The sequence below is a fragment of the Sutcliffiella sp. NC1 genome (assembly GCF_027594365.1).
Classification (GTDB): Bacteria; Bacillota; Bacilli; order Bacillales; family Bacillaceae_I; genus Sutcliffiella; species Sutcliffiella cohnii.
This window is the reverse complement of record NZ_CP115153.1, coordinates 1,912,238-1,925,185: the sequence shown is the minus strand read 5'-3', so window position 1 is coordinate 1,925,185 and position 12,948 is coordinate 1,912,238. Positions and strand designations below refer to the sequence as shown.

Sequence of the window (12,948 nt, the reverse complement as noted above, 5' to 3'; positions counted from 1 at the left end):
TTATTTTTCTGAAGAAAAAATACATGAATTTTGGGAGTATATATTAAAAACGGAAAAAAGGTTCATACAGATACTTCACTAGAAGAGTTGCTGGAAATTGTTTTGATAGGCATAGGAGAGAGTAACGTTAAAATCATAGAAGGCGAAACGAAGGAAGAGACCGAAAAGGTTTTCTATCAATGTGTTCTTGATCTATTTTTAGAAGAAGAAATAAGGTTGAGTGAGTTTAATAGTTTGTAGCAGTTAGAAATAGGATATATTGGTTGATTCGAAGGCTTTAACATAAAAGTTTATTATTTTAAAATTGTTCATTAAAATTTTTGCATTTTTTCCTCTTTCATTTTATATAAATATAAACCTTCTTAAATGGATTTTTTAGATAAAAAGGACCAGTTGTGGTCCTTTTTCTTTCTATTAATTTTACTTTAGTTATCTTCTACCCGAACTAAAAAAATCTTCTTTTGGAATCCTCCGCGCTTAGATGCTTTTTCTTTTCGAATTCGTTCCACTTCGTCGATAGAAGACCCATGATAACCTGCTAGAGCATGGATGATTTCTAGAATATCAGCTAGTTCCTCTAAAGCATCCTCATTATTCTCCGTGTTCATATATTCTTCAAGCTCTTCGAGACTTTTCTTCTTTAGTTCGGTTATGTATTCTTCATCGGAAAGAATGCTAGTTGTATATTTTTTACCTGACTGTTCAATGATGGCAGGGATTTTATCTCGGACTAGTTTGTTGTATGTAGGCATTATTAGCACTCCTATATTAAATGTATTAGTTAATTATAGTCGAAACTATAGCGAAGTGAATCCAATTTATCGTTTTATAAAATAATGTTAAGATTAATAATAACATTTTTAGGTAGAGGAGTTTTGTATGAAAAAGAAAATAAAAGTAGTTGCAGCAATCATTGAAAATGAGCAAGGTGAAGTACTATGTGCTTTAAGGTCCCCTGAAATGTCCTTACCAAACTATTGGGAGTTCCCTGGTGGTAAAGTCGAAAAGAATGAGGATATTCATTCTGCTCTAAAAAGAGAAATCCAAGAAGAGCTTCATTGTAAAATTGAAACTCATGACGTACATAATGAACACACGCATGAATATGAAGCTTTTATTATTCATTTGATTACTATTAAAGCAAAAATTGTGGCAGGGACACCCATTCCAGCCGAACACTCTATACTTGTATGGTTTAAGAAAGAAAACTTACCTTCTTTAGTTTGGACTCCAGCTGACACACCGGCAGTGGAATTATTGGTAAAAGGAAGATAAATGGTGTGTTCACCTCACCATTTATCCTAGATTTGATAAGTTACCTCTAAAACATAAAACATAGTTAGTTTTTAATATATATTAAAAACTACGGAATCCAAATAGTATCATAACCGTTTCTTATAGAATAATCATAAAGCATGATTATTTTCTTTGGCCTGTAATTTATCATTAATGAAGAAATATTTTTGTCTTCCTTCTTTTCTGTTAATACATTATTTCTATCAATGATGAACTCTAAATATTGTTTTTCAGGCAGCTTATCACTTTTGGAAATGTTGCATCTGTTACACGATAAAACGAGATTCCAAATATTATCCGATTGGACGAACGACCAAGGGATAAAATGATCAACATGAGTTTCCCGTTTTGCTCCTGTTAACGGTTTTTCACAATAAAAACATTTTGCTTCAAAGTAATTTAATAAAATGTTTTCAAATGAACTTAAAGAGGATCTTCTTGCTATACTTTCGACCTTACCTAGAAGGTAGTTAATACTTGGTACCTCATTTAACGTTTCAATCATAGCAGCCATATGATAATTTGTAAGATTTACTATTAACCTTTGGTAATTCAACATAAACGCATGTACAGCAGGGTTTATTTTAAAATATTCCTGTCTATGATCAAAGGCATAAAATTTACCTCTAGTATCTCCGTACAGAGCTCCAAATACATTTTCCTTCATTATAGATTTTACTTTTCTAACAAGTTTAATTTGGATATTCGTATCAATTTTGTCCCAAATAAATTCAGAAGGTATCGAGTATTGTTGCTGATATTCCTTCATCAAAGTAGCTACTCTGGCATTCTTTTTCGGGTTATTGTTATGCTGTATCAAATCATGCTGTACAACTAGGTTCCAATATATCTTCGTAAAGGAGTAAGCAATTTGATCATACGTTAGTTCAAAATCATCATTCACTAGATAAAGATTTTCTATTAGTGATTTTATTAAAGCGAACTTATAGGTAGATGACTTAGCAGACCTATTAGATAGTACAACGGTGAAAATACGCCAGATTTCTTCGTCTGTTAAATATTGTTCTTGTAGTTCTCCTATTTTTAGTTTGTGGCTCAAATCGGCACCTTCTTTACTTCCTGAATACACTTTAATTATGTTAAATCTCTTACTATCTCCGCAACATACGTATTATTCAACCAATAACACTGCTTTGTAATGCGTTTACCGTTTGGAAGATCTACTTTGTCGCTTCCATCTCTCCCTTTTGGTCTAAGGTGAGTTACACCATTGAAGGTTGATTTAGGAAAGTTGTTTTTCTCCACTAATTTGTCTCCATGCTTTACATATTCAATCTTTAATTTATTTTCATTAATTAGTTTATTTACTTCTTCCCATAACTCTTTAATTTCTGTTTCTATTGTTGCTTCAGGCATATTCCATAGTTTGATTCCTTTAAAAAATAATTCTCTATTAGGGTTTTCAGCTTTTGTTTCCTTATATTGAAAAACAACGAAAAGAAATTTGGTATCATAAAAACGATTACGTAAATAGCTGTCTTCCCAAGTTTCAGAAGTCCATTGATTAAAGTCGATATTTTCAAAGGACATAGATTCCTTGGGAATTCCGTTTGGTTCTAATCTAACCGTTTTAAATTGAATATTTGCTTTAGAAAACTCTTCAATTTTTTCTAATTTTGTTCCCTTAATACCTAAAAGCGCACTAACAACAGTAGCGACAAAGCTTTTGGATTTTTTATTATAAGGGATCCCATGATGCTCTGCCATTTCCTTATCTGTCATTCCAATAAACGGAGCAAACTTATCCTGCAAAATATCCTGCAACGACTTTTGTTTTAGTTCAGCAGCATTCGCAAATTGTACTAAATCTTCATTTTTGATATATTTTCTCACTAAAGCTGTCATATATGATTGTTTTAAGGAAAAAGCACGTTGCATAGCTTTAATTTCATTATAAGGCTGTTCTCTTACTGAACTTTTATTACTTCCTTTTGATGCAGCACCTAAATAAACGGTATCACCTTCAGATAACTCATGCGCTTTTCCTTCCCTTATCTTGGCAACGATTAATTCCCAGTCTTGTTTTATTATCTCAAGATCCGCTTCCGGAAAAGTATATAGTACACTTTTAAATATAGAATAATCTTTTCTATCAACCTCAGGAACCCATTCGTAAAACATTAATAGTAACTTTTGATTCTTCCGCCAAAAACTCGACGTTTCAAATTCATATTTTACTTCTTCCATAAAGTTGATAATATTTAATACTAACCTTTCCTTTGCAGACAAAGTACCATTCTTATTTTTCCTGAATGGAGTTACTTTTAACTCGACACCTAAATTCTCAAAGTCTGGTTTGGCATCGGAATTGACTGTGTACTCAAACAGACTTTCCTCTACTACTTGTCCTAATCCACCTTTAGACATTTTATTATGTAATCTATCATGTTTATCAATTTCCCCAAATGTCCTACCTTCCGCCTCTTTCGCCTTCTCCATCAATTCTTCCATTGTTTCGTAAATCATTATAATCCCCTTTGATTAAAAATAATATAGAACGATCGTTCTGTATATGTTATAATTTACTTACATACTTATAAAAAAGGTAAATAATATTAGTTGATCTTTTTGTTACTTTTTATTATAATGATTATTAGGTATCTTTTATACCGAAAGGATGTTCGAGATGATAAAAGTAATAGAATTATTTGCCGGAGTCGGTGGGTTTCGTCTAGGTTTAGAAGCAACAAAAGGTTTTGATGTTGTGTGGGGAAACCAATGGGAACCTTCCAAAAAAGCGCAAGATGCTTTTGAATGTTATTCTAGGCAATTTAAAACTGGTATACATTCCAATGAGGATATTTCAACAGTAAATGAAAAGGAATTAGTAAACTTAAACGCTAACCTACTTGTAGGTGGCTTTCCTTGCCAAGACTATTCCGTGGCTCGTAGCCTATCTGGAGAAAAAGGCATTCAAGGAAAAAAAGGCGTACTATTTTGGGAAATCGTTAGAATTTTAAAAGAAGCTCGCCCTAGATATGTACTTTTAGAAAATGTTGATAGATTACTAAAATCACCATCGAAACAACGGGGACGTGACTTTTCTGTTATGCTTGCTAGTTTACGTGACCTAAATTACACAGTCGAATGGCGCGTCATTAATGCAGCTGACTATGGACAAGCTCAAAGAAGACGACGTATTTTTATCTTCGCTGTGTTAAATGATACTTCCTATGTTTCCAAGCTAAGCGCAATAGATGATGTAACATTAATACATGAACAAGGCTTCTTTGCAACACCATTCCCTATTGAAGACGGATATAACGAAAAACATAAACCACACTCTTTCACTCTACCAGAAGATATTTTAGAAGTATCTGATGAGTTCTCTATGAAATATTTAAATGCTGGTATTATGAGGAACGGTAATGTTTATACCGAAGAAGTGATTCCAGTATATGAAGAACCGACTACACTTAAGGAAATCCTCCTTACCGGAGTGGACGAAAAGTATTATTTAGGGGAAGAAGCTATTAAAAAGTTTGAGTACTTAAAAGGCCCTAAGAAAATTGAAAGAACTTCCTCAACTGGACATAAATATACGTTTTCCGAAGGTGGAATGGCCTTCCCGGAGCCGATTGATAAACCTGGACGTACGATGTTAACTAGTGAAGGCACAGTAAATAGAAGTAGCCACGTAGTGGAAGATCCTGAAACAGGACGAATCCGAATCATCACTCCTGTCGAAGCAGAACGATTAAATGGCTTCCCAGACAACTGGACAGAAGGAATGTCGGAACGGATGCGATATTTCTGTATGGGTAATGCATTGGTTGTAGGACTTATTGAAAGAATGGGTAATCGGATTCTTGAGATTGAGAAAGAAGAGGAAATCCCTGCTGATAATAGAGAAGTGCAGATGTCGTGGTTTTGATAAAAAGTAGTGCCCTCCTAAGGCAGAACTAGGAGGGCTTTATATATTAATATGGAATTATTTCAAACTCAACCTTTTCAAGATTAGGATTGTATAAATATTTAACAAGTTTTATATCCTTCCACTCTTCAGAAAATCTATCGTCTCGTAAATTTGTAGTATATCTTCTACTTCCATTTTCTTTTATGTATTTAACAACCTCATCTGGAAAATTTGCTGCAACTAAGAATGCACAAACCATTGAATAATCACCAAATGAATATTCACTTTTTATCCAATCCACATATTTTAGCACTTGATTAACATCTTTTATTTCTGCATCCTCTTTCTTTAGCTCCATTGCCATAAATTTAGAAATTGTTGGCTTATATCCTTCAATATACCTATAACCAAAAATATCCATTTTATCCATCCATATTATTGGTTTAAAAGGTGAGGCGACAACTTGGTGCGAAATGTAGTCCCATTTACCAAAAATGTTACTAGTTTCTTTATCATTTGAAGAAAGTTGGTGTAATAATGCCAACTCTAAAGTAGTTTCCCTTCTAAACAGGTTATTTGCACGAGCTGAGTTTTCAAGAAATTCTTTTACTCTAAAAGAGTATTTACCATTATCTATTTTTTCTTTAATATCATCATGTATTTTTGAAGTAAGGTTTTCAAATGTTGCATTAGTATTTTTGTTAATTATGGACTCTTCATTAACCTTGAAAATAATATCCTTCAAGGCTTGATTTTCGTGGTCGTCAATTTTTATAAATGACAAACGCTCAAATGCTCTAAGCATCTTAAAAGCAGACGGGTTAGACATTAGAACAGCATCCATATCAACCGGCTTTTTAAAAAAATAGGGGGATGGCTTAAAGGTGCAAAGCCACCTTAACTCTTGTTCCCCACTTTTCCAAGCCCCTTTTGAGTTAAGCACCTCATTTTTAACAGTTGAATATTTTGTTGGTATTGGTGAATTAGCTTCAGGGAAATTTAAAAACTTACAGTCTTCTCTGATATTTGTCAATTCACCAACTCCATAAATTTTTCTGTTTTTGAAGAAATATATATTATCTCCTTCTTTCATCGTTGCATAATCTGCTACAGTCGATTCAACTGTAGGACGCCAAAGTCGATTAGAAGGAATTGTTATTTTGGTCGAGTATATTCCATTCTTTGCAGACTCAAATAATGAATCTAAAGTATCAAAAGTCATAATATATCCAGCCATTTTTACCCCCAAGTAGCTATTCTTTAATTTTTGTTAGTTATTATTGGTCTCTTACAATAGCTAAAACCTCTTTTAAAACAAAGGAAGGCTTCTTTAATAAAGTATCTACATCGATTTTTCGTTCTTCAAAACCGTTTTTTATTACAGTTAAAAAACCTTCTTCCCTCAATTTTATAACAATGTTATTAAAAGAAAACTCCTCTACACGCTCTGCTTGATCCACATTTTTATGATTTACTTTAACTGTTACTTCATTTGATACACGTCTTAGTATCTTCCACAAAATTGTTTCTTGCTGTGACTTCATATATAATTCAGGAAGCTCTTTCGCAGTTTTTAACTGGGTAAATGTTGTCATCATATTGGAGGCTACTCCGTATTTTACTGGACGAATAAGCTGTTCTGTCCGTTTCCATCCTTTAATATGAAAGATAATATAGTTATTGTCTATTAAAACCTGGTCCACTTTTCCATAATCAGCAATTCCATTTTCAGTTGGGTTAACTTCAGCAGTTACATATAGCGCAACATACTTTGCTTCTTGCCAATCTTTTGTAACGTGTTTAGCAGAAATCCGAAAGTACCTTCTTTGAATAAAATCCTTATAAGCTTCTTTACTTGAGACAGTACCTACAAGAACCTTTTCGACTAGGCTTGATTGCCACTCTTCCTTCGTCCCACGTGGAAGAATTCCTTCTTTTTGAATTTCTTCAGGGCTTTTTTCAATAAGCCGTTCAATAAATTGTTCCACTAAATCTGTTGCATTTGGAAGAAATGGTAGACCACCGATATTAACTTGATCAATACTACGATATAACGGATGCTCCTTGTACGCTTCCTCGTCTCCCCAAGGAAATAATATGTACGCACCGAAAGCTGTTCGTTCATATGGGCCGTTATTCATATAAACTAACGAATCTCGATACCGATGCATTGTATTTATATCTTCCTCTAACGGTCCAGGTGTTTTGTACCGCGAATAATACCCGCTATCCTTTTGAGCATAATCAATCCGATATTTAGCATCAAACACATAGTTATAAGTAAAGTCCTTTCCCTTTTTTGATATAGCTAACATCGTGTCCGGCTTTTGCGTAATCGTTGGTAATCCAGCCTCTACCTTTTGATACATTAACGTTATTTTCTCTTTCGTTACTGGATGTTCAAAAGTTCGTTCCGCCTTTTGACTCGTATCTAAGTTTACAAAGAGGCCATTTCGATTAACCCTAATGATATCTTGACTAAGCTGTGTATACTTTCTACTTAGAATTTGTCCAATCTTTAAATACGTCCAATATTCATAAAGAGTAGCAACATCCTTTACCGACATTTGGTAAAAACGAGACTGCAGTGTTAACCCTTTTGTAACTAGTAAATAGATTTGAAAAGCATCACGATATCCAGGGGCCATTTGAATGACTAACCTCATTACTGATTGTGTTAACCGACCTATTTGCTGCCAGAACATATTTTTCAGTTTACGTTCTAGCTCTTTTTTCATAGCTTCAAGCTTTTCTACTAACTCAGAGTCCGGATCCGTTTTCCATCTGGATGGTTGACGAATTGCTCCTATTAAGTCAACAAGCTTATCTAAAACACGCTGCATCATCCATTTAATGAAACGATTTTCAAGCGTATCATACACTAGCTCTTTTTTCATCTTCATTCCTTGTTGAGGCATCATCCTTTTCCCGTGAAGAAGAATGCCATTTTTCACTTCTACAAAATTTCCTTTTCTTTGTAAATATTTGCGTGTGAAGAAATCTAATTGACTAAGCTCGTCACCTCTTGCCTTCACGTAAGTTGTCTCTAGCTTATGGTGCGGCTGCCGTTCAATTCTATTAATAGACTGCATGAACTGCTGGAAATGCTTTGAAATTAAACGGTAAAATTCTGCTCGACTTGGGTTCCCGTCTAATTTAATGTTTGCACCCAGGTACGTTTTTCTGATAAAGTAATACGCTAAATTGTATATTTCATCGTTCACTTCTTCTAATAGCTGCTTATAATCGTTTTGGTAGTCTAGCTTTTCCGGAAAAACTTCTAATGTTACTTCGAGAAGCGTGTCATCCCCTCTTCGAACTTCAAAGGTAGAGTATCCTATTTCATTTTGGAACGTTAGAGATCCTGCCAATATATACGTCCCTGGTAAATCCTCTCTAACAATAGCCCTTCGAAGTAAAGGTGATTCGTGATAAAACTGTAGCGGAATGTCCTTGTTTTTTGGAGCAATAATGACATCATACACACCATTTTCAAAAAAGATTGGTTTAACATTTGTATTTTCTGTTAGCGCTTCCTGATCTACATTAAAAAGAAGTACAGATGTAACCGTATCTCCAATACACGAAAAGTCCATCTTTTCCTGTACATTCATTTTCCTATACTGCTTAAACCCTTCGTACCGGTAATGATAAGGTCTTCCTTTTATAATAAGCGTAAATTCCTCTGTCTCCACAACCAATAATTTCGTAGAATTACGAGATCCAGAAGGAAGTGAAGCCATCATGTAACCTCCTCAACATTTCTACCACTTTCTTAGCACTTTTCGGGTACTTAGCCTCTTTTATGTCCTCTTCATCTAGGCTCGTGTATTCTCTTCCAGTGAAATGTTTATACAAGTTTTGAAGCATCTCCTCTGTCCGTTGGTCACTACCACTTAGTCGAGGTAGAATTTTCTGAAGAATACAAAAGTCAAACGCTTCTTCAAAAGTTAGGAAATCATTGATTTTGTTGTAATATAAATAAAAGCTAATTTCATCTCTCACTCTGTAACCAAAATGCGAGTTTGTCGGTTGTAAAATAGAGTTGATTTCCACTAGTTCATTTGTAACTTTTTGGACGAAATCTTCATTCCCTACATAAACATCTTTTAAATGAAGAAAATCAGAAAGGAAGATACTGTTTGATGCCTTTATAGGCTCCACTTCATCTAAGTCCTCAAGGAAAGATAAATTTCCTAATTCAACTGTATTAAATTCAATCGTATTCGCACGATCTAACACTTTTTTACTAAATGGATGTGTTGTTTCGTCCATATTAACTGTTCCTAAAACGTATACATTGGACGGCAAGGTAATATTTCTTTTTGCCGTTTCCTCTGTTAGAAGTGGTGTTGTCACCATTTTTCCGTCTTTCCACTTTCGGCTTTCCATCACACTTAACATATCACTAAAATAATGTTCTACTCTCGCTAGATTCATTTCGTCTAGTAATACGAAATACGGAAGGTTCGGATGTTTTTCAGCTTCTTCTATTACTTTTGTAAGATGACCAGGTTTAAAATCTCCCTTAATATCTACATAACCTAATAAATCCGACCCATCATTCCAATCTGGACGGACTGGAATTAACGTAAACTGTTTATTCTTTGACGTCGCTCCTACACTTTCCGCCAACCACTGAACAATTTTCGTTTTACCTGTTCCTGAAATACCAGATAAAATCACAAACGGCTTAGTCTTAATTGATAAATATAAGTTTTTTATGTCTTCTAAGGAATAGTTAAAACCTTTTGATTTTATGTAGGAGTGGATGTGGGTTGGGAGCTCGGATTGGGATACGGAAGGGAGCACTTCATTTTCATTAGATTCCCCGTTAATTAACCTCTTTGCAAATGAAAAACCTTTTAATGAAATATTAAAAATAGTAGAATGCCCCATAACAGTATTGCTTTCTAATCCTAAATCCTCTACAAAAGTAGAGCCTTTATACCAGACAGGAGTGCTAAGCGCTATCTCCCAATCTACACCCACTCGCTGCTTCCAATGTGCACCTGTAACATGAATATATTTCTCGGGATTATCTTCCTCAAAATACGTTTTCGTTACTTTTCCGTAGCCTAATAACCCTTTATTTCCAGTATAAGCTACTACATAATCTCCAATTTCTATTTGTTTAACTGTATTTATATGCTTTGTAACAGAAGAGCTCGATTCTCTACCATACTCATACTGCATTGCTACTACGTCCAATTGTCTACATTTTTCCCAAACAGTCGGATCATTCGCATAATAAACATTGAAAAGCCAGTACTTCGGTTTCTGTTTATCAGTATTAGAAGCAGTTGACCTTTTATATAGCCATTCTAGGTCAGATATAGTCCTTCCCATTTCAGCTGTAAAATCTTCGTGATTTAAAACCATTTCCTTTGTGTACACTTTACCTATACGGACCCAATGTTTATTATCACTATTTAAATAGTCTACTGTTTGTTTTTTCAGACTGCTATTAGATATAAAGCTTTCGAGAGAAGGATAATTTTCAAAGTTCTCGTCTTCTTCCTTATTCGTCCAGACTTTGTATTCAGAGGTATTGATACTCATTTCGTTAATCCAATCGGTAATATAGGACAACCAGCTATTATGCTGTCTTCTCTCTTCTACTAATTTTTCATTTTTATAACCATGCCATTCTAAATATGTTCTTACATTATCCTTACTGATCATAGCGGCAATACAAGAAGGAGAATGAAACAAGTCAGAATCCTTTATTCTAGACCAAAATCTTCTTCTTAAGTTCCCACTATTTTGCCAGTGTTCGGTATTCTCAACGACTAAATCCTCACTATTAGATGCTTCGGTAGCTCTTTTTACAATTTCCTTCCAATCATTCCATGCTGACATATATTCCTCTTTTACCTTTGAGGACCCGTCGTCACCAACACGATAGACGAAGTTGTCTCTATCAAAAACATCAAAAGAATGTTTTTTTATTTTCATAGATCTCTACCCCCACTTTTCTGAATTATATTGAAAACCAATACTTTCTCCCTTTCCCAATTTAACATTTTGCTAATGTGTTATCATCCTGTTACAACAACACCTTTCAGTAATTGTGTTACACGGTAGCAGTCTTCTACGTTTAAATACTCTTCTTCAGTGTGTTCGAATCCGTATCCAGCTGATAGGTTAACACTTTGGATGATGGAAAAGTGAAATTTGTCTTCACGGTAAAAGAAGAGTGTGGTCTCGTCGGAGCTCGGGCACTAGATAAGTACTTCCTATGGGGAACAGACGCTGCAATTGTCATTGACCGACGGGGAAATAGCAACATTGTTACATCTAGCGGAGGATACATTTCATTTTGTAACAAAGCATACGGAGCATTTTTCGGAAAAGTAGCCGAAGCTGAAGGACTAAACAACTGGAAATGCACAGCCGGCGGAAGCAGCGATACTCGCATCTGGGCTGCCGAGGGTTAATAGAGGTAGAAAATTGCGAGGGGTGTTGGGGGAGATTAAGAGAAGTCAGTTTATACAACGTGGAATGGTTAAGGTACTCTGCCATGTGTAATACTACCGCAACTCCTGCCCGATCATCCGCTCCTAGTATACCGCTACTACTAGTCCATATGTTGCCATCTTTTATAATGTGGCGCCCTAAGTGTATTGATTCGACTGTATCTAAATGTGCATTCAATAGAATGGTAGGTCCATTGCCAGTTCGGTACCTTCTTTCCGCAATCAGATTGCCGTGGCGGTCCTCTGTAATGTAATCAACCAATGGTGTTAGTCTCTGCTTCACATAATCTCTAATTTTGTCCTCATTTCCACTTTCTCCTGGAATGGAAAGTAGTTCTTCTAAGGAAAGGTTAAATAATTGATTTTTAATGTTCTCGATTCCTTTATCTCCCCACTCAAGTTCAATAACACTTAAGTTTTCAGCTAAGTCTAGTAATTCATTTCTAGAAAGAGGAAGGTTAACGTGATAGTGTTGTCTGCTTTCACGATAAGACACACGCTTCTGTCCAAGTGCTACTAACACACTAACTAGCTTTTCGATATTAGTCGTTTCTCTCTTCAATAAAACATACGCACTTCGCTTTTCATGACCGTCACATGAGCCTGTTGTATTAAAACCTAATCGATTTAATTGACGTACAATACCACTAATATACGTATCTAGTTCTCTAACTTTTGGTTGATCTACACCAGGTCGGAACCATAATCCTTCTCCTCGACCGCGGTACTCAAAATCAACAGCCTCTATCCACTTTTCTTCTGAAACTAGGTCACTGTTTATAGTTAATACGAAACTATTGAATGAAAAATCCAAGCCTGCAACACATAAACTTTCTTGTAAAAACTTTATATTCTCCTTTGTTTCTTCGTGACAAGAAAACTCATTTTCATTTAACTGATTTACATTCCACCCGTGACGAATAAATAATTGATTCCAGTTTTTCAATTACATCCACTCCCTTACGATTTGTAAGGTTATTATCACATAGAGCAGATGACACCCCTGTCATCGGTTTAAAATAAAACTGTCATCACTTCGTTAATGATCATGAATGGGATATTGTTTTCGTAATAATAGGCTGTTTGTTTTTGATAAGTACATGTGCTAATGAGAGTAGATGGTAGATCACATTGCGCTATCTGTCTCCTTAACCGTGACACTGTTTGCACGAATGTATTAGTCGGTACTTCCCCACCGTCATTCATGTTCATAAATAAATCATACACGTGCTGCTTTACGACTGGTGCTTTAAGATTACTATGTAAGAAAAAATGGCGTAACAACTCACCTCGGTT

Annotated in this window: 10 protein-coding genes; 2 read left to right on the top strand and 8 right to left on the bottom strand. The window is 35.0% G+C overall.

All coding sequences use genetic code 11. The features are described 5' to 3' along the window. Window positions 1-425: 425 nt before the first annotated feature. Window positions 426-752, bottom strand: coding sequence for a nucleoside triphosphate pyrophosphohydrolase (locus O1A01_RS09750; protein WP_066411191.1), 327 nt, complete (start codon window positions 750-752; stop codon window positions 426-428). 127 nt (window positions 753-879) lie between these two features. On the opposite strand from O1A01_RS09750, the gene O1A01_RS09745 reads away from it, so the two are divergent. After that, window positions 880-1,275, top strand: a complete 396-nt coding sequence (locus O1A01_RS09745) for a (deoxy)nucleoside triphosphate pyrophosphohydrolase (protein WP_270066122.1) — start codon at window positions 880-882, stop codon at window positions 1,273-1,275. 88 nt (window positions 1,276-1,363) lie between these two features. On the opposite strand, the gene O1A01_RS09740 is transcribed toward O1A01_RS09745, so the two are convergent. Both O1A01_RS09740 and O1A01_RS09735 read right to left on the bottom strand, forming a co-directional pair. After that, a complete protein-coding gene (locus O1A01_RS09740; RefSeq protein ID WP_270066121.1) occupies window positions 1,364-2,356 on the bottom strand; it encodes an HNH endonuclease in 993 nt (330 codons plus the stop codon). 35 nt (window positions 2,357-2,391) lie between these two features. Then, window positions 2,392-3,783: a Sau3AI family type II restriction endonuclease gene (locus tag O1A01_RS09735; RefSeq protein WP_270066120.1), complete on the bottom strand. Its 1,392-nt coding sequence runs from the start codon at window positions 3,781-3,783 to the stop codon at window positions 2,392-2,394. 160 nt (window positions 3,784-3,943) lie between these two features. Here O1A01_RS09735 and dcm point away from each other — a divergent pair, with 160 nt between their 5' ends. Next, window positions 3,944-5,191, top strand: coding sequence for a DNA (cytosine-5-)-methyltransferase (gene dcm, locus O1A01_RS09730; RefSeq protein ID WP_270066119.1), 1,248 nt, complete (start codon window positions 3,944-3,946; stop codon window positions 5,189-5,191). Between the two features lie 46 nt (window positions 5,192-5,237). Here the strand turns inward: dcm and O1A01_RS09725 are convergent, their stop codons facing one another. The 5 genes from O1A01_RS09725 to O1A01_RS09700 form a co-directional block, all read right to left on the bottom strand. Next, window positions 5,238-6,410 carry a PDDEXK family nuclease gene (locus O1A01_RS09725; protein ID WP_270066118.1) on the bottom strand — a complete coding sequence of 391 codons (1,173 nt, stop codon included), beginning with the start codon at window positions 6,408-6,410 and terminating at the stop codon, window positions 5,238-5,240. Between the two features lie 40 nt (window positions 6,411-6,450). Then, window positions 6,451-8,919, bottom strand: a complete 2,469-nt coding sequence (locus O1A01_RS09720) for a restriction endonuclease-like protein (RefSeq protein ID WP_333482931.1) — start codon at window positions 8,917-8,919, stop codon at window positions 6,451-6,453. Beyond that, a complete protein-coding gene (locus O1A01_RS09715) occupies window positions 8,888-11,131 on the bottom strand; it encodes an HI_0552 family protein (protein ID WP_270066117.1) in 2,244 nt (747 codons plus the stop codon). Before O1A01_RS09715 ends, O1A01_RS09720 begins: the two co-directional genes overlap by 32 nt. Window positions 11,132-11,473: 342 nt before the next feature. Continuing rightward, window positions 11,474-12,598: a M28 family peptidase gene (locus tag O1A01_RS25350; protein ID WP_333482930.1), complete on the bottom strand. Its 1,125-nt coding sequence runs from the start codon at window positions 12,596-12,598 to the stop codon at window positions 11,474-11,476. Window positions 12,599-12,666: 68 nt separating this feature from the next. Then, on the bottom strand, window positions 12,667-12,936 hold the full coding sequence (locus O1A01_RS09700; protein WP_270066116.1) for a hypothetical protein: 270 nt from the start codon (window positions 12,934-12,936) through the stop codon (window positions 12,667-12,669). Window positions 12,937-12,948 lie beyond the last annotated feature (12 nt).